Genomic DNA, 17,045 nt, shown 5'->3' with positions numbered 1-17,045 from the left:
CGACGTCGTCGTCGAGATCGCGACCACGTTCATCGGCGGACATAATGATGCCGTGGGCGGAGTCATCACCCTCAATCCGACATCCTGCCGCCGGACTGTCTCGAAGACGGGGAAGTGCCCTAAATCACGAGAGCTTGCGGCTCGCTCCCATGAGAAACTCCTTCATTTTCGCGGCCGCCGGCGAGAGCATCGGTTGGCGGTATTGCAGAATGGAGATGTTGCGGCTGATGACCGGATCGACCAGCTCGACGATCCGGACGTCCACATTGGTCGTAAGCTGGCGGGAGTTTTCCGGAAGGATCGCTATACCCAGGCCTTCCGCCACCATGCTGATCGCCGTCGTCGAGAAACGCACCTCGTATCTCGTCTTGACCTCTACACCGGAGGCGATCAGCGCGCGATCGACGAGCCCGCGCAGGGGATTGTCCTTTGCCAGTCCGATCAGGCCTTCGCCTGCAAGGCTTGCCCAGCTCACCTGCCGCGCCTTTGCGAATCTGTGGTCGGAGCGGCAAATCAAGGTGAGCTGGTCCCGCATCAGGACGCTGGCCTGGATCTCCGGATCGTCGGCGGAAACGGTGCCGATGCCGAGATCCGCCTCGTTCCGCTTCAATGCGGAGCGGATCTCCTCCTCCGGCATGTCCCGCACCTGTACCGATATGTCGGGATAACGCTTGACGAAGCGCGCGATGACCGGCGGCAGCAAGGTCGCAGCAAGCACGATTGCCGCCGCGATCGTGACCCGGCCGCGCTGCAGGCTCGCCAGTTCGTGCACATTCGCAACCGCGATCTCGAGGTCCGACATGACCTTGCGGGCCTGCGGCAAAAATTCCGCTCCGGCCGTCGTCAGGCTGACCATGCGTGTGTGCCGGTCGAACAGCCGATGCTTGAGGGCAACCTCCAGATCCTTGATCAGGATGCTGATCGCCGACTGCGTGAGTCCGAGGTGATCGGCTGCCAGATGGAAACGCCCGAGTTCGGCCACGGCAATGAAGGCCTGCAACTGGCGAAGTGTCACATTCATCGGTACTTCTCTGTCTCGCGCCAGGCAGCAGCGCTGCCTGTTCCCGTTCCGCTTGAGCCAAGTTCCCCTTTTTCCGGCGCAAAAACAATGGATGTACCCGCGATCGCCTTAGACCGGTTCCTCAAGCTGCCGATAGCGGAGATTTGCCGGCCATCAGCAGCCCGATCTCTTCCAGACGGCTGCGGTCGGGCGGAATCTCGCCGACGAGGCGGCCTTCATACATGACGAGGATGCGGTCGGAGAGCGTGAACAATTCCTCGAGCTCCGTGGATATCAGCAGAATGGCCTTGCCGGCGCTGCGCTGCTCGAGAATCTTGTGCATCACCAGCTCGGTCGCTCCGATGTCGATACCGCGCGTAAGCTGATTGATCAGCAGGAAATCGAACCGGCGGTCCAACTCGCGCCCGACGACGAGCTTCTGCTGATTGCCGCCCGACAAATTCCGGATGTGGTCGCCCGGTCCCGACGCCTTGACCTTGAAGCGGCGCATGAGATCACGGGTCTGCCTCGTGATCTCGTTCAGGTCGAGCAATCCACGAGACGAGAAGGGCGGCTTGTCGAACCGCTGAAGGATCACATTCTCCGTCAGTGGCAGCGGCAGCACGATGCCCATCCTGTGGCGGTCCTCGGGGATATGCGCCATAGGCAATTGATTGATCTCGTAGGACGACAGGCCCGCCAGCTGGGTCCCGTCGAGCGTGACGCTGCCGGACGCAACCGGAAGAAGCCCCGTCAGGGCCAGCGCCAGCTCGCTCTGGCCATTGCCGGAGACGCCTGCGATCCCGACAATTTCATTGGCCCTGACCTCGAAAGATACGTCTCGCAGTGCCGGAAGCCCGGCTTCGCCGTCGCAGCTGAGATGCTCGACCGACAGCACGACACGGCCGGGCTCGAGAGGTGCCCGCGGCAAATCCATCAGAACGTCTCTGCCGACCATCATGCGCGCCAGCTCGCGCGCGGTCGTCTCGGACGTTTTCACCGTGCGGACAACCTTGGCATCGCGCATGACGCTGACGCGATCACTGACGCGCATCACCTCGTCCAGTTTGTGCGAAATGAAGATGACCGTCTTTCCGTCTGCGACGAGTTGGCGAAGCAGATGCAGGAGACGGTCGGTTTCCTGAGGCGTCAGGACCGCGGTCGGCTCGTCCAGAATCAGCAGTTCGATGCCGTGGTAGAGCACCTTCAAGATCTCGACCCGCTGCCGTTCGCCAACCGACAGGCTGGAGACGAGCGCGTCGGGCGCGACGTCGAGACCGTAGCGGTCGCTGAGCTCCAGAATGCGCGCATGTACCGCCCTCATGTCGCGGATCATGCTGAAGGGCGAGCCCTGTCCTAGCACGTAGTTTTCCGCGACCGTGAGGTTGGGGACCAGCATGAAGTGCTGGTGGACCATGCCGATGCGATGTTTGATGGCTTCGCGGGGGGAGCCTAGCTTGAGTGGCCGTCCCTTGAAGACGATCTGCCCTTCATTGGGCGAGAGAACACCGCAAAGAATGCTCATCAGAACGGTCTTGCCGGCGCCGTTTTCGCCAAGCAGCGCGTGAATCTCGTTCTCCGCGACGTCGAGGGTCACGCCTGCGCTGACGATGAGCGGTCCGAATCGTTTATGGATTCCATCCATCAAAAGCAGTTGTTTGCCCGCCATTTCTCCCCCTCAGCTTTTCTTGTAGGCGACGCCGAGCATGCTCGGGGTGTCGACCCGGTTTCGGACAAGTATCAGCGCCGCGATCGTCATGACGTAGGGCAGAGCCTGGAAGAGCTGATAGGGGAGGAAGAGCACCGGCTGCGCCTGCAATTGCAGCTGCAGCGCATAGAACACCCCGAAGAGCAGCGAGACGATGAAGGCGCCGATGGGCGACCATCTCGCAAAGACGACCACGGCAAGGGCGATGAAGCCGCGGCCCGAGGAAATGCCTTCGACGAACTGGTTGGAGTGGGCGAGCGTCAGGAAGGCGCCGCCGAGCGCCGCGAGCGCCGAGCAGATAAGCACCGCGCCGTAGCGGTAGAGCGCCACGCTGCGGCCCGAAACGTCGACAGCCTTGGGATGCTCGCCGACGGCGCGAAGCGTCAGTCCGAACGACGTCCTGTAGAGCACGAAGACGGCAAGCGCGGCCACCGGAAGCGTGCTGTAGACAAAGGCGTTCTGCCGGAAGAACGCTTCGCCGAAGAACGGCAGATCGCTCAGCCACGGCAGATCGACAGGCTTGGCGATTTCGATGCCCTTGCCGGCCGAGGAAAAATAGGCGCGGAACAGAAAGGCCGTCAGGCCGAGGCCGAGCAGGTTGATGGCGGCGCCCACCACGATCTGGTCCGCCTTGATCGTGATGGTGAAGAACGCAAACAACAGGCCGACGAGAACACCTGCCGCGACCGCCGCGGCGACACCGAGCAGGATGCTTCCGCTGGTGAAGGCGGCGGCGAAACCCGCAAAGGCACCCGCCAGCATCACGCCTTCGAGGCCGATATTGAGGACACCGGCGCGCTCGGAAAACACTTCGCCGATCGATGCGAACATCAGCGGCGCTGCCAGCCGCCATGAGGCTGCAATGGTCGCGGCGAGAAAGCTCAGGCTTGCTAAATCTTCCATGGGTCCACCTATTCGGAAGGGCGCATCGACGGGATCCGCAACACGGCAAATCCCACGACCGAGAGAATGACGATGCCCTGAATCACGAGCACGAGAACCTGAGGCACCTGTGCCGTGATCTGCATGAGCTCGGAGCCGCTTCGCAGAATTGCAAACAAGAGGCCCGAGAAGACCGCTCCGATCGGATTGTTGTTTGCGAGAAGAGCGACCGCGATGCCTTCGAAGCCATAGCCCGGAGAGATCGACTGAAAGAGCCGCCGGGTGACGCCGGCGATCTCGAAGGCCCCTGCGAGCCCGGCCATGCTGCCGCTCAGGCAGATCGACAGCATGATGTTCCTGGGAACGCTGATCCCGGCATAGCGCGCGGCGTCCGGGCTGATGCCGACCACCCTCAGCGCATAGCCCCGGGTGCTGCGGAACAGAAAGATGTACATCACGACGGCCAGCGCCAGGGCGACGAGGATGCCGATATGGAGGCGGGTCGGCGGCAGGATGCGCGGCATCCATGCCTCCTGGACCAGCCGGGCCGATTGCGGATAGGCCGCAGCCGCATCCCGCAGCGGGCCGGTCACGAGATAGCTCGTCATGATAATGGCGATGTAATTCAGCATGATCGTCGTCACGATCTCGCTGGCCCGGAAATAGACCTTCAGAAGTCCGGCGATCGCCGCCCATGCCGCACCTGCAAGAGCGCCTGCAATCATGACCAGCGGGACGTAGATCCACGCGGTCAACCCGTCGAAGGAAACGCCGGCGGCGGTTGCGGCGATGGCGCCGGCATAGAATTGCCCCTCGGCGCCGATGTTCCAGATGCTGCAGCGGAAGGCGATGCAAAGGCCGACGCCGATCAGGATCAGCGGCGTTGCTTTCAGGAGAATTTCGGCGATCGAGCGGGTGTCCTGGAAGACGCCAAGCACCATCACATCGATCACGGCGCGTGCTTCGTAACCGTTGAAGGCAAGAAGCGCCGCGCCGCATGCGAGAGCCAGAACAACAGCGGCGGCCGGCTGGATAATCGTGCGTAAAGGACCGAGCAGGCCTCGCCAAAGGGCGCCATAGGCCTGGGGGACGACCGCCAGCGGCCGTCCACTTTCACTGTTTGCCATGAGTTTGCTGCCTTCGGATTAGGAAAAGCCTGAAGCTTTCCATCGAACAATCGATCGAAGCGGTTATCGTGGCAGAATGGGGCACACGCCGAACGGCGCCGGACCGGCCCAACCTGTCGGGCAGTGCCCCATCCTTCTCGCGCCTGCGGGCGTTATTTCTGCCGGGTCTTGATTTCTCCGGCGACGATCTTGCCCTTCACCTCATCGACGTATTTGCGTACGTCCTCCGTCACCGGATTTGCAGCCTGATCATTGTAGGTGAACTTCATGACGTCGGCATCTTTCAGGCCGAACTCGACATTTGTCGTCGGCTTTTTGCCGTTCCTGATGTCTCCGACGATGCGGATGACGCCCCGGGCATAGTCGGCGACGTAAAGCCCGAGGATGTTCTTGGGAGCGACCGAGGTGTAGTCGCTGAAGATGCTGAAGGTCTTGACGTCGGCACCGGATTCCGCGGCGGCCTGGAAACCGCCCACCGTCGCCCCTGAAGCATTCGGCAGCACGAAGTCGGCCCCTTGCGAGATCAGGCTGAGGCTCGCCTCCTTGGTCGCGGTCGCATCGGTGAAGTTGCCGATATAGACCTCGCTGACGGGGAAGTCCGGCGCGACGCTTCGCACACCGTTGGTGAAGCCCTCGAAGGCCTCCTTGATCGGCGGGATCTCCATCCCTCCGACGAGACCCGCCTTCTTGCCCGTCTTGGCCGCGATCACGCCCATCAGGTAGAAGGGCTGGCTCGTATCCGTGTTGAGGCCGATGACATTTCCCTCGGATATATAGCTCGAGGAAATGAGAAAGACCGTATCGGGATATTCCGGCGCGACCTCGAGAGCGGCATCCTGAAACTCGAAGCCGTGCCCGAGAATGACGTTGTAGCCCTGGCTGGCGAAGTCACGGAAGGCTTTCTCGAAGGATGCCGGGTTCTGCTGCAGCTCGACATAGCTGACCTCGGCACCAAGTTCCGCCTCCACGCCCTTGAGTGCGTTGAAGCCTATCCGGTTCCATCCTTCTTCCGAAATGCTGCCGGGAACCAGCAGTCCCATCTTGAACGGTGCGCCCTCGGCGAAAGCCGGCCCCGCGGCAATGAGCGCGGCCATTGCAACCGCCGACCCCAAACAGCCTCTTCTGGTAATCATCATGATGCTCCTCCCTTCCTCTCCTCATCATGCCCGTCCGACGGCTTGCTGCCGTTCAGGGGACATCTTCCAATGCGCGTATGGCCTCCATGGCAGGCGATGCGGGTGCTGCGACCGGCCGGCCTTTCGCGAGCACCTGGATGCAGTCGGGACCCCCGCCGACGAGAGCGCTGACATCCTCGCAATCGGTGACGACAAGGTCCGCCCAGGCGCCCTCGCGGATGCCGTAGTCGGTCAGATTCATCATGCGTGCCGGTATTGCGGTGATCATGTCATAGGCAGTGGCGAGCTCGTCGCCCCGCAGATGCCCGGCAAGCAGCGTCCAGCGCGCGATCTCGAGCATGTCGCCCGAGCCGGTCGGCACGAACGGGTCCTGGATATTGTCGGATGCGGACGCGATGGCGACCCCCGCGCGGATCAGTTCGGCGACGCGCGTCAGACCGCGGGGCGGCAACATGTCGTGGCAGCGGCCCTGCAGGTAGAGATTGGCCGCAGGCAGTGTCACGACCGCGATGTCGAGATCGATCATCTGGTCGCGTATGCGCTCGAATTCCTGCCTCGGCAGCGCGCTCAGGACGGATGCGTGACCGAGGACGGTGCGCCCCTGCAGGCCAAATCTCCGGACCCGCTCGAACACGGCGTCGAAAAGCGGCCGTTCGGGGTTCAGGTGTTCGTCGAGATGCAGATCGATGGGTCGGCCATGCCGCTCGGCCGCGGCGAAGAGGATGTCGAGATACCGCATCGGGTCCTCGGCGACCGCCGGGGTGCCCCCGACCGCGTCGGCCTGTTCGACCGCGGCATCGATGTTCTTCTCCAGCCATTCGATATCCTGATTGGGATGCGGCGTCATGAAAGCGACGAGCTGCAGCGTCAGCCGGTCCGCCCATTCGGATCTCAGCCGGGCCAAGGCGTTGATGCCGTTGAAGCCGGCATCCTTGTCGACATTGATGTGGCTGCGGATCGCAGTGGTGCCGCGGGCAAGGCAGCGTTCCATGGTCCGCGCCGCACGTCGCGTCACGTCGTCTTCCGGCGCCTGGCGGGCATATCTGGCGAATGCCTCCCGCGCTCCCTGCAAGGTTCCCGAGGGATTGGGCGTGAATTTGAGGACACCTGTCTTGTCCAGATGCTGGTGGACGTCGACGAAGCCCGGCGAGACGAGCGCGCCGCGGAGATCGACGCCGATCACATCCAGGCCCACTTCCAGGCGATGGCCGATGCTGGCGATGCGCCCGTCTTCCCCGACGAGGATATCGCGTTCATCGCCTGCCGCGGCTTCGCCGGCAATCCGGCAGCCACGCAGGAGAAGTGCACGGCGGGCGCCGCCATGACGGGTTCCGAGAACCGTATGCATCGAGTGACTCCATTCCATTCCGTCTGACCCGTTCCGTCTGGGTCATTCCATCTGGATGGAGACTAAGAAGCGGCGATTATTGAGGCAATTTCATAATAGATATATATTGTTTCGGTTTTATCATGAATGTTCCCACGGCACCGCATCCGTCAGTGCAGTGCACGATATCAAAAGGAACGATATAATATATTATCACGCGTCAGTGTTTTTATCCGCCAAGAAAATCGTATTATCGGCTACCAAGCAGGTGTTTCTGCGGAGATGCGATCCGCAGAAATTCCGGAAGTGATTTCATTTCAGCAAATTTGTGTATGGTGACGCGCCAGGAGCCACGATAAGAGCATGGGTTTCGCGAATAAAATACTATTAGTCCATACATTAACGCGTTGAAATGGCGCGATAATACGTAACGTTGACATCCAGTCACCCAAGTATAGATTGTTGACAATCTAATCTGGAGTGTTTCGGATGGCCGCGTCGCCCTTTCTCAGGAGTGCAAGATACCGTCCCCCTGTCGGGGCCGCGATGAGCGGGCCGGAGGCCGAGCAACGTGTCGTCCAGGTCATCGTCGAGGCGATAATGCATCATCGGGTGGCCCCCGGCGCCAGACTGATCGAGCGCGAGCTGGCGATCGCCTCCGGCGCCAGCAGGTCGGCCATACGCAACGGGCTCATGCGGCTGGCGCATGCGGGGCTGGTGGAACTCAGCCCCAACAAGGGAGCGTCCATCGCCATGTGTTCGCCCGACGAAGCGCGGCAGATATTCGACGCGCGCATCGTGATCGAGACAGCGACGGTCGAGAAGCTCGCCGGCACGATCGGCGAGGCGGAGCGTGCGCGCCTGCGGTCGTTCGTGGAGGACGAACGCAACGCCTATGAAGAGGGCCGCATGGAAGAAGCCCGGCATCTGTCCCGGCGGTTCCATCTGCTTCTGGCGGAAATGGCCGGCAACGACGTGCTGACGGGGGTGATACGCGATCTCATCAACCGCCAGCCGCTGCTCTCCTGGTCGAGGCCGGATACCGAGCCGCGATTCTGCGGCAATCACGCGCATTCCGAGATCGTCGAAGCGATAGCGAGCGGAGACGGCGAAAGGGCCGCCCGCCTCAATATGGAGCACCTTCGGGCCCTGGAACGTGAACTGGTGGCAGATCGCGCCGCGGCCATGCAGGCGTTTCGCTCCGTTCAGGCCAACGCCGCGTCCGGCGAGAGCGCACAACGGGAGGATGGTGACCCCGGTATCGATTGAATCAAGTGCGGAACGCGGCGGCGTACCGCTGTTTTTGGGAGGAGGAATGCATGAAACCGTTCGAATATTACGAGCCGGCGAGCCTGGCGGAGGCCAGCGATCTGCTGAGGCGGCTCGGCAAGGATGCCAGCATCATCGCGGGCGGCACCGATCTGCTTGTCGAGATGAAGGAGGAGCTTCGCAGCGTCCTTCATCTCGTCAACATCAAGAAGATCCCGAACCTGAGGGATTTTACCTATGATCCGGCCGCCGGGCTTCGCTTTGGCGCGCTGGTGACGGTCCGGGAGATAGAGACCTCGCCGCACGTCATCGGCAACTATCCGAACCTCGCCAAGGCGGTAAGCCTCCTCGGCTCGGTACAAGTGCGCAACCGGGCAACCATTGTCGGCAACATCTGTCGCGCCTCCCCTTCGGCCGACACGATCCCGCCCCTGATCGCCGACGGCGCCAGCCTGTCCGTCTATAATGGAGGCACCGAGCGGACCATTCTGCTCGAGGACTTCTTCACCGGTCCCGGCCGGACGGTTCTTTCGCCCGGAGATATCGTAACCGGCATATCCCTTCCGGCGCCCCGCCCGACGAGCGGCCGCGCCTATATCAAGCACGGCCGCCGCAAGGCGATGGAACTCGCGACCGTCGGCGTTGCCGTCAGCATCGAGCATGTCGCCGGACAATGTTCGGACATCCGCATCGCGCTCGGCGCCGTGGCGCCGACCGTGATCCGCGCCCGCAGGACCGAGGACCTTATCAGGGGACGCAGGATCGACGCGGCACTGCTGGCCGAAGCTGCGGAAAGCGCAATGCAGGAAGCCACTCCCATCGGCAATGTGCGGGCAAGTGCGGCCTACCGCCGCGACATGGTCGGCGTGCTGACGCGCCGGGCAATCGGTTACGCCATGGGAGGTGCCCAATGAACCGGGTCGTTTCGATGACGGTCAATGGCGAGTCCCGTGAACTCGCGGTCGTTCCCAACCGCACGCTGCTCGATGCGCTACGCAACGAAGGCAGTCTCACCGGAACCAAGAAAGGCTGCGATGTCGGCGACTGCGGTGCCTGCACGGTCATCATGGACGGAAGGCCGGTCAATGCCTGTCTGGTGCTCGCCATCGAGGCCGAGGGTGCGACGATCGAGACCATCGAAGGCCTGCAGCCGGCCTATGACCAGCCGCACCTCCTGCAACAGAAATTCATGGAGCACGGCGGTGCGCAGTGCGGCTTCTGCACGCCGGGCATCATCATGATGGCCAAGGCGCTGCTCGACGAAAACCCGGACCCGAGCGAGGACGAAATCCGCTTCGCTCTGGCCGGCAATATCTGCCGCTGCACCGGCTACACCAAGATCATCGACGCTGTTCGGGCCACGGCGGAGGAACTGAGAAAGGCGGGGACGCTATGAACACATATGAAAGGATCGACAGAGACCTGTCCGACCGGGACTTCACCGTCGTGGGCAAGAGCGTCAAGCGTTCCGATACTCTGGAGAAGGTCACGGGGACGGCCAGATATGCAGGCGACGTCGCCTTGCCCGGCATGCTCCACGCCAAGATGAAGCGCAGCAACATCGCGCATGCGCGCATCAGGAGCATCGACACGAGCAAGGCGCTGGCGCTCGAGGGCGTCAAGGCGGTGCTGACACACGAGAACGTGCCGCGCGTTTTGCATGCGGGCTCACCGCATCCGCGCTCGGCATCCGTTACCAAGGATCAGTATATCCTGGATGACAGGGTGCGATATTGGGGCGAGGGCGTCGCCGCAGTCGCTGCCGTCAGCGAGGAAATCGCTGAGCGCGCGGTCGCGCTCATCGAGGTCGAGTACGAGCCCTTGCCCGGCCTCTTCACCATCGAAGCCGCATCGGTGCCCGGCGCTCCGCCGATCCATGAGAATGGTCTCGACCGGAACCAGGTGTTGCCGCCGGTCTTCGTCACCCGCGGCGACGTCGACAGGGGTTTCGCCGAAGCGGATCTGATCCTCGAGCGCGAATACGATCTCGGCCGCCCGACACCGGCCTATATGGAGCCCAATGTCTGTGTCAGCCAGTGGGACGGCAACGGCAAGCTCACCATGTGGACCTCGACCCAGAGCGCATTCATGGTCCGCGGCACGCTTGCCGAAGTGCTCGGCGTGCCGCTGAACAAGGTACGCGTTATCGTCGATCACATGGGCGGCGGCTTCGGCGCGAAGCAGGATCTGTTTCAGAACGAGTTCCTCTGCGCCCTGCTCGCGCGACAGACGGGGCGTCCTGTCAAGATGGAGTTCAGCCGCAAGGAAACGTTCCTCGGCGGCCGCTCGCGACACCCCGGCAAGATATGGCTGAAGCAGGGCTTCACCAAAGACGGCCGGATCGTCGCACGCGAAGCCAGGGTCACCTTCAACTCCGGCGCCTACGGCTCGCACGGTCCAGGCGTCACCAATGTCGGCACCGCAGCGCTGACCTCGCTCTACCGTTGCGAGAATGTCCGGCTGGAAGGCCGCTGCATCTATACCAATTCGCCGATTGCCGGCGCTTTTCGCGGCTATGGTGTGGTTCAGACCTACTATGCGCTCGACCTCATGATGGACGAGGCGGCCGAGAAGCTCGGCTTCGACCCGGCCGAGTTCAAGTTGATGAACGCGGTGCGCGAGGGCGACATCGCACCCTCCGGGCACCCGATCGTCGGACACGGCCTGGGGGATTGCATCCGCCGCGTCATGGAGGAGACGAACTGGCACGAATTGCGCAGGCGGGAGAAGCCGAAAACCGTCAAGCGCCGCGGGATCGGGATCGGCTGCGAAATGCACGGATCCAGTGCCTATCCGGGCATCAAGGAACAGGGCAACGCAATCGTGAAGATGAACGAGGACGGAACGGTGACGCTGATCACCGGCACCGCCGGCCTCGGCACCGGCGCGCATACGGCGCTTTCGCAGATCGTCGCCGAGGAACTCGGCGTGCCCTTCGAAGCCGTCTCGGTCGTTCAAGGAGACACCGATATCGTCCCCTGGGATATCGGTGCCTTCGCCAGCCACACGACCTATCTCGGCGGACGGGCGGCTCAACTCGCGGCCGCCGAAGTGCGCAGGCAAGTGCTCGAACACGCCGCGCCCATGCTCAAGGCCGAGCCCGAGAATCTCGCGATCCGGGACGGTTTCGTGGTCGTCACCAACGGCTCCAATCGCAGCATCCGGCTTTCCGAGGCCGTCGGACCGCAGCGGGGAATGCCGGCGGTGCAACTGGTCGGCGTAGGCACCTACATGCCGAGGAAGTCCTACTCCTTCGCCGCCCATTTCGCCGAAGTCGAGGTGGACACCGAGACCGGCGAGGTCGCCGTTCTCGAGGTCGTTCCGGTACATGAGATCGGCAGGGTCATCCATCCGATCGCCGCGGCCGGACAGATCGAGGGCGGCATTCAGCAGGGCATCGGCCACACCCTCAGCGAGGATTACGTCATCGACCTTACCGATGGACGTTCCCTCAATCCGAGCTTCGTCGATTACAAGATGCCCCTGTCGATGGACATGCCGTCCATCCGCACCATCATCCTCGAGACGGCACCGGATCCCGGCGGTCCCTACGGTGCCAAGGGCGTCGGCGAGGATCCGATCATCGCGATCGGGCCCGCCATCGCCAACGCCATCTACGACGCCATCGGCGTCCGCTTCCACCACTACCCGATAACGCCCGAGCAGGTGTTGAACGCTCTCAAGTCCAAAGCCAACGAAACGAGGCAGTGATGCAGACCAACCATCTTCAGGACAGTAAAATTCCCGTGACCATCCTGACCGGCTTCCTCGGCGCCGGAAAGACAACGCTTCTCAACCACATATTGACGGAACGGCACGGTCACCGCATCGCGGTGATCGAGAACGAGTTCGGCGAAGTGGATGTGGACTCGGACCTCGTGCTCGCCTCCGAGGAAGAGATCTACCAGATGAAGAACGGCTGCATCTGCTGCTTCGTCGATGTGCGCAACGACCTGATCGAGGTTCTGCAGAAGCTGCTTGCCCGAAAGGACAAGTTCGACCACATCCTTGTCGAGACCAGCGGGCTTGCCGATCCGACCCCCGTCGCGACGGCTTTCTTCATCGATGACGAAATCGGCAAGCACGTAACGCTGGACGGCATCGTGACGCTGGTCGATGCCAAGCATATCGGCCAGCATATCGACGATCCCGTGCTCGATGGGCGCGACAACCAGGCCGTCGACCAGATCGTCGCCGCCGACCGCATCATCATCAACAAGATCGACCTCGTATCGGAAGGAGAGATCGCCCCGCTCGAGCGCGGCATGCGCAAGCTCAACCAGACGGCCGAAATCGTACGCTCGAGCTACGGCAGGGTGGATCTGTCGAGCATTCTCGGCATTTCCGGCTTCGCGCCGTCCTACGTGGCCGAGCGGGCCAAGCTGCTCGACCTCGATCATCATCATCACCACGATCATCACCACCATCACCATCACCATCACCTGCATGACGCGACGGTCAGCTCGGAATCCTTCGTCTTCGACCGGCCTTTCGACCAGGGCCGCCTGACGGGCTATCTCTCGGGCCTGCTTCGGGAGGAAGGCGACGACATCTTCCGGACCAAAGGCATTATAGCGATTGCCGGCGATCCTCGTTTCTTCGTGCTCCAGGCGGTGCACAAGCTGATGGACTTCCGTCCGGACCATGTCTGGGGGAAGGACATGCCTTATACGAAGCTGGTCTTCATCGGCCGCAACCTCGACCGGGCGGCGCTGGAAAGAGGACTGGAGCGTTGCCTTGCCTCGGCGGGCGATACGGATAATTGATCCGGGGGAATGACGAGAATCCGCCGAAGCCGGGAGGCTTCGGCGGATTTGTCGTGTTTGAGCGGGAACAGCGGATCCCACTGGACGCAGCCGGACCGGAAAAGGCGAGGAGCACCCCCTTTGATGGACCTTGCATAAAACCGCACCGCCCCCGGCCTGGCCGGGGGCGGTGCATGTTGTGCATTCACTTCCGGCTGCGCCTAGCCGGGATGCCGCATGGCGCCCTCACCGAGCAAATCCGGCCGCACCTCCTCGCGCGGAGGAACGCCGTTGAAGAGCAGGTTGAGCAGCACCGCCGAGAAAGTTCCGACGAGAACGCCGCTGTGGAAGAACCGGTCGATGAACTCCGGCAACTGGGCGAAGATCTTGTCGGCGACCACCGGGATCATCGCGAGGCCGACGCTGACGGCGACGATGTAGAGGTTGCGGCGGTTGTCCACGAAGTTGACGCGGGCGAGGATCTTGACGCCCGTCGCCGAGACCATGCCGAACATCACGATCGCAGCGCCCCCGACGACATAGCTCGGTATCGACGCGGTAATGAATGCGATCTTCGGCAGGCAGCCCAGAAGGATGAGCACCACGCCGCCCGCGGCAACCGCCCAGCGGCTCATCACACCGGTGATCTGGAGCAGGCCCACATTCTGGGCATATGTGGTGTATGTGAAGGTGTTGAAGATTCCGCCGATAATGTTCCCGAGGCCATCCGTGCGCAGCCCGCGCGCCAGGTCGGCTTCGCTGATCGTGCGGCCTGCCATGTCGCCGACGGCCAGGATCTGGCCGGTCGCTTCGATCATCATGACGATCATGACCGTGCAGAGCGCAACCGTCGCCCACAGGTCGAATATCGGCATGCCGAAGGCGAACGGCGTCACCACCGTGACCCAGCTCGCATCGGCGACCCCCTGGAAATCCACCTTTCCGAAAGCGACGGCGATCGCAAATCCGATCCCTATGCCGAACAGAACGGCGAGGTTTGCGAGAAATCCCTTGAGAAAGCGGGTCATCAGGAGAATGGAGACCAGCACGATCGCAGCGACCGCAAGAGCGAAGGGCTCACCGTAGGCCGGATTGGGAATGAGCCCGTCGGGGCCTTTTATCATGGGCTGTCCGCCCGCCGCCCAGTTTACTCCGACCCGCATCAGCGACAAGCCGATGACCAGCATCACCGTTCCGGTCACCACCGCCGGGAAGAAGCGAACCCAGCGGCTGAAATAGGGGGCGGCCAGAAGTGTGAACACGCCGGATGCGATCACCGCACCAAGAACGCCGGGCATTCCGAGGTCCGGATCCGTGCCCGTGGCGATGATCGGGGGAACCGCGGTAAAGCCGATGCCCATCATGATCGGCAGGCGCGCGCCGACGTTCCAGATGCCGAGACACTGGATGAGGGTGACGATGCCGCAGCAGAAAAGATCCGCGCTGATCAGCATGGCGATCTGATCCTTGGAGAGATTCAGTGCGCTGCCGATGATCAGGGGAACCGCGATGGCACCGGCATACATCACCAGGACATGCTGCAGACCGAGCGCCGCCAGTTTCGGCGCGGGAAACATTGCTTCGATAGCATCGCACTTCGAGTCCGTATTCATTTCGCTCCTCCCATTGTTTTTCCAAGAGCCTTCCGCCGAACCCCGACCCTCCTCCGGCCGACGAACGGGCGGTATTCCTCACCTCATCTTCACCTCGACATCTTCACGTCGAGTGTCAGGGACGGCAGCGCGCCGCCCGTTCCATCGATGTGCGAGCCCGGTATCGATATCGAACAGATCGAGGACGCGGGCCACGGTATGATTGACCATCTCGTCCAGCGTCTGCGGACGGGCATAGAAGGCCGGGACGGGGGGACAGATGATCGCCCCCGCCTCCGTCGCCTGGGCCATCGAACGAATATGGCCGATATGCAATGGCGTCTCGCGCAGCATGAGAACCAGCCGGCGGCGTTCCTTCAGTGTTACATCCGCCGCCCGGGACAGTAAGCCGGAGGTTACGCCGGTCGCGATTTCCGACAGGGTCTTGATCGAGCAGGGTGCAACGATCATCCCGAGCGTGCGGAAAGAACCGCTGGAGCACGAAGCGCCGATGTCCTTGTTGGAATGGACGCAGGCGGCGAGGGCTTCGACGTCGGCGACCTTGAAGTCCGTTTCCATCGCCAGCGTGATCTGGGCGGCACGGCTCATCACCAGATGCGTCTCGATGTCCAGATCCCGCAGGATCTCCAGGAGCCGGATGCCGTATATCACGCCGGAGGCGCCGCTGATGCCGACGATGATCCGCTTTCTCTGTTCCCGGTCCGCTTTCATCGCTCTCACCTCCAAGCGCCGCTATTCAGTCTAAGGACGGCCGAATTTCGCGAGAATCGCCGAAGCGCGGTCGAAGGCGGCCTCGTCGATCCTGGCGAGCACGCCGTGAAAATCAGGCCCGCGGGTCGCGTCGAGGCCCATGCGGGACGTCGTACCGATACCGGATGCCGAAGGATCGAGCGCGTTGCCGGGCAGTCCTTCGATGATGACGACATCCTTGTGCGGCTGGAAATGGGCGGACATGGCCCAAAGCACGTCGGAGTCCCGCGTGATGTCGACGTCGGCATCGACTGCGATGACCGTCTTCAGATAGGCGTCCCAGCCGAGCAGCCCGAGCATGATCTGGCGGGCCTCGCCGGGCCTCGTCTGGTTGAGGGCGACATAGGCATGAAAATGCGTGCCGGATGCCGGATAGTGCACCGCCGTCACGCTCGGGAAGCGTTGCTTCAGCTTTTCCACCATCTCCGCCTCACGCGGAACACGGCCGAGATTGAGGTGTTCGGACGAGTTGCCGCCGGCAACGCTGACCAGGATTGCGTCGTTGCGGCGCAGGAAGGTCTCGACGCGAAACAGATTGTTCGTCGACCGGTCGGACGAGTAGCCGGTGAACTCTCCGAAGGGCCCCTCGGCAACCTGCGCTTCGGGCTCGATCACGCCTTCCAGGACGATTTCGGCATAGGCCGGAACCCGGATGCCGTATTTCGGCGTCCGTACCACCTCGAGCGGCTCGCCGATGAGGCCGCCGGCGACGTCGCGCTCGTCTTCACCGAACGCCAGGCGCGCCGAGGCTGCGATCATGAAGAGGGGATGTGCGCCGATGACCATGGCGACCTTCAGTTTCTCGCCGCGGTCCTTGGCCATGTTGAGCAGCCGCCACAGATGTCCGCGCGAATGCAGGCTCGTCGCCAGCTCGTTCTTCGAATGGATCATGGCGCGGTGATAGCTGAGATTGCCGGCGCCGGTTTCGGGATGCTCGGCGATGATTATGCCGCTGGTGATGTATTTCGCCCTGTCGGTCGCGAAGTGCTTCAGCATCGGCAGGCTGCCGAGGTCGATGTCGTGCTCCTCCACGCATTCGGTGACCGGCCCGCCGTCGACCAGCCGCGGCGGCAGGGCTTGCCGCGAGCGTGCCTGATAGGCTTCGTGCAGCCGGTCCTGGGAGGTCCCGAACATCCGGGCGATCCGCTCGCGCGATCCGAAGGTGTTGGCAATCACTTCGCCGCCGACGCCTTCGACGTTGCGGAAATGCAGGAGCGGCGCCCGGCCTTGCTGGTTGAGCTTCCAGATGAACGCCGATGCGTCCTGATCGTCCGTGATACGGTCTTCGATGGTGAGTACGTCTTCGGGATACGCCTTCTGGTATTCCCGGAGAAAGTAGCGGACGTCCTGGCTGCCGAACTCCATAATACTGCCCTTCGCGGTGTCGTTTACTTCAAATGAGCGGGCAGCGGCCTTGGAGGGAGCCGCTGCCCTGGAGCGGGATGAGGAAAATGCGGGCGATGTTCCGCCCGAATCCCGCTCTGACTT

The 17,045-nt window shown here is 62.6% G+C and carries 14 protein-coding genes; 5 read left to right on the top strand and 9 right to left on the bottom strand.

Features of this window, described 5'->3' with window-relative positions:
* Positions 1-124: 124 nt before the first annotated feature.
* The 6 genes from M1D34_RS25155 to M1D34_RS25130 all read right to left on the bottom strand — a co-directional run bounded on the left by M1D34_RS25155 (position 125) and on the right by M1D34_RS25130 (position 7,201).
* Positions 125-1,021 (bottom strand): LysR family transcriptional regulator, encoded by an 897-nt coding sequence (locus M1D34_RS25155; RefSeq protein WP_013850166.1) that lies wholly within the window; start codon positions 1,019-1,021, stop codon positions 125-127.
* 121 nt (positions 1,022-1,142) lie between these two features.
* Entirely contained in the window at positions 1,143-2,669 is a 1,527-nt protein-coding gene (locus tag M1D34_RS25150) for an ABC transporter ATP-binding protein (protein WP_498783031.1), read from the bottom strand.
* Between the two features lie 9 nt (positions 2,670-2,678).
* Positions 2,679-3,611, bottom strand: coding sequence for an ABC transporter permease (locus M1D34_RS25145; RefSeq protein ID WP_127613918.1), 933 nt, complete (start codon positions 3,609-3,611; stop codon positions 2,679-2,681).
* Between the two features lie 8 nt (positions 3,612-3,619).
* Positions 3,620-4,717, bottom strand: coding sequence for an ABC transporter permease (locus M1D34_RS25140; RefSeq protein WP_498783029.1), 1,098 nt, complete (start codon positions 4,715-4,717; stop codon positions 3,620-3,622).
* Positions 4,718-4,869: 152 nt separating this feature from the next.
* The gene (locus M1D34_RS25135) at positions 4,870-5,853 is read right to left on the bottom strand and encodes a BMP family protein (protein WP_498783027.1); all 984 of its coding nucleotides are present in this window, start codon (positions 5,851-5,853) and stop codon (positions 4,870-4,872) included.
* 52 nt (positions 5,854-5,905) lie between these two features.
* Entirely contained in the window at positions 5,906-7,201 is a 1,296-nt protein-coding gene (locus M1D34_RS25130; protein WP_498783025.1) for an amidohydrolase family protein, read from the bottom strand.
* Positions 7,202-7,669: 468 nt separating this feature from the next.
* Here M1D34_RS25130 and M1D34_RS25125 point away from each other — a divergent pair, with 468 nt between their 5' ends.
* From M1D34_RS25125 to M1D34_RS25105, 5 genes are read left to right on the top strand one after another with little or no spacing between them, the layout of a single operon-like run.
* Positions 7,670-8,449, top strand: coding sequence for a GntR family transcriptional regulator (locus M1D34_RS25125; RefSeq protein WP_498783023.1), 780 nt, complete (start codon positions 7,670-7,672; stop codon positions 8,447-8,449).
* Between the two features lie 50 nt (positions 8,450-8,499).
* Positions 8,500-9,363 carry an FAD binding domain-containing protein gene (locus tag M1D34_RS25120; protein WP_003532039.1) on the top strand — a complete coding sequence of 288 codons (864 nt, stop codon included), beginning with the start codon at positions 8,500-8,502 and terminating at the stop codon, positions 9,361-9,363.
* Positions 9,360-9,845, top strand: a complete 486-nt coding sequence (locus tag M1D34_RS25115) for a (2Fe-2S)-binding protein (RefSeq protein ID WP_498783021.1) — start codon at positions 9,360-9,362, stop codon at positions 9,843-9,845. The genes M1D34_RS25120 and M1D34_RS25115 overlap by 4 nt, the downstream gene beginning before the upstream one ends.
* Positions 9,842-12,160 carry a xanthine dehydrogenase family protein molybdopterin-binding subunit gene (locus M1D34_RS25110; protein WP_498783019.1) on the top strand — a complete coding sequence of 773 codons (2,319 nt, stop codon included), beginning with the start codon at positions 9,842-9,844 and terminating at the stop codon, positions 12,158-12,160. Before M1D34_RS25115 ends, M1D34_RS25110 begins: the two co-directional genes overlap by 4 nt.
* Complete coding sequence (locus M1D34_RS25105) at positions 12,160-13,215, top strand: CobW family GTP-binding protein (RefSeq protein ID WP_498783017.1); 1,056 nt, start codon at positions 12,160-12,162, stop codon at positions 13,213-13,215. Before M1D34_RS25110 ends, M1D34_RS25105 begins: the two co-directional genes overlap by 1 nt.
* Before the next feature lie 200 nt (positions 13,216-13,415).
* Here M1D34_RS25105 and M1D34_RS25100 read toward each other — a convergent pair whose 3' ends face one another.
* The 3 genes from M1D34_RS25100 to M1D34_RS25090 all read right to left on the bottom strand — a co-directional run bounded on the left by M1D34_RS25100 (position 13,416) and on the right by M1D34_RS25090 (position 16,922).
* A complete protein-coding gene (locus M1D34_RS25100) occupies positions 13,416-14,807 on the bottom strand; it encodes a nucleobase:cation symporter-2 family protein (RefSeq protein ID WP_498783015.1) in 1,392 nt (463 codons plus the stop codon).
* 78 nt (positions 14,808-14,885) lie between these two features.
* A complete protein-coding gene (locus M1D34_RS25095; protein WP_498783013.1) occupies positions 14,886-15,518 on the bottom strand; it encodes a UbiX family flavin prenyltransferase in 633 nt (210 codons plus the stop codon).
* Positions 15,519-15,548: 30 nt separating this feature from the next.
* Positions 15,549-16,922: a UbiD family decarboxylase gene (locus M1D34_RS25090; protein ID WP_498783011.1), complete on the bottom strand. Its 1,374-nt coding sequence runs from the start codon at positions 16,920-16,922 to the stop codon at positions 15,549-15,551.
* Between the last annotated feature and the right edge of the window lie 123 nt (positions 16,923-17,045).

The sequence above is a fragment of the Ensifer sp. D2-11 genome (genome assembly GCF_054161295.1).
The sequence above is the reverse complement of the archived record's forward strand: the minus strand, read 5'-3'. Positions and strand labels throughout refer to the sequence as shown.

Excerpts from the sequence above, each read along its gene's own strand:
- M1D34_RS25155 (WP_013850166.1), bottom strand. The coding sequence starts at position 1,021 with ATGAATGTGACACTTCGCCAGTTGCAGGCCTTCATTGCCGTGGCCGAA.
- M1D34_RS25150 (WP_498783031.1), bottom strand. The coding sequence starts at position 2,669 with ATGGCGGGCAAACAACTGCTTTTGATGGATGGAATCCATAAACGATTC.
- M1D34_RS25145 (WP_127613918.1), bottom strand. The coding sequence starts at position 3,611 with ATGGAAGATTTAGCAAGCCTGAGCTTTCTCGCCGCGACCATTGCAGCC.
- M1D34_RS25140 (WP_498783029.1), bottom strand. The coding sequence starts at position 4,717 with ATGGCAAACAGTGAAAGTGGACGGCCGCTGGCGGTCGTCCCCCAGGCC.
- M1D34_RS25135 (WP_498783027.1), bottom strand. The coding sequence starts at position 5,853 with ATGATGATTACCAGAAGAGGCTGTTTGGGGTCGGCGGTTGCAATGGCC.
- M1D34_RS25130 (WP_498783025.1), bottom strand. The coding sequence starts at position 7,201 with ATGCATACGGTTCTCGGAACCCGTCATGGCGGCGCCCGCCGTGCACTT.
- M1D34_RS25125 (WP_498783023.1), top strand. The coding sequence starts at position 7,670 with ATGGCCGCGTCGCCCTTTCTCAGGAGTGCAAGATACCGTCCCCCTGTC.
- M1D34_RS25120 (WP_003532039.1), top strand. The coding sequence starts at position 8,500 with ATGAAACCGTTCGAATATTACGAGCCGGCGAGCCTGGCGGAGGCCAGC.
- M1D34_RS25115 (WP_498783021.1), top strand. The coding sequence starts at position 9,360 with ATGAACCGGGTCGTTTCGATGACGGTCAATGGCGAGTCCCGTGAACTC.
- M1D34_RS25110 (WP_498783019.1), top strand. The coding sequence starts at position 9,842 with ATGAACACATATGAAAGGATCGACAGAGACCTGTCCGACCGGGACTTC.
- M1D34_RS25105 (WP_498783017.1), top strand. The coding sequence starts at position 12,160 with ATGCAGACCAACCATCTTCAGGACAGTAAAATTCCCGTGACCATCCTG.
- M1D34_RS25100 (WP_498783015.1), bottom strand. The coding sequence starts at position 14,807 with ATGAATACGGACTCGAAGTGCGATGCTATCGAAGCAATGTTTCCCGCG.
- M1D34_RS25095 (WP_498783013.1), bottom strand. The coding sequence starts at position 15,518 with ATGAAAGCGGACCGGGAACAGAGAAAGCGGATCATCGTCGGCATCAGC.
- M1D34_RS25090 (WP_498783011.1), bottom strand. The coding sequence starts at position 16,922 with ATGGAGTTCGGCAGCCAGGACGTCCGCTACTTTCTCCGGGAATACCAG.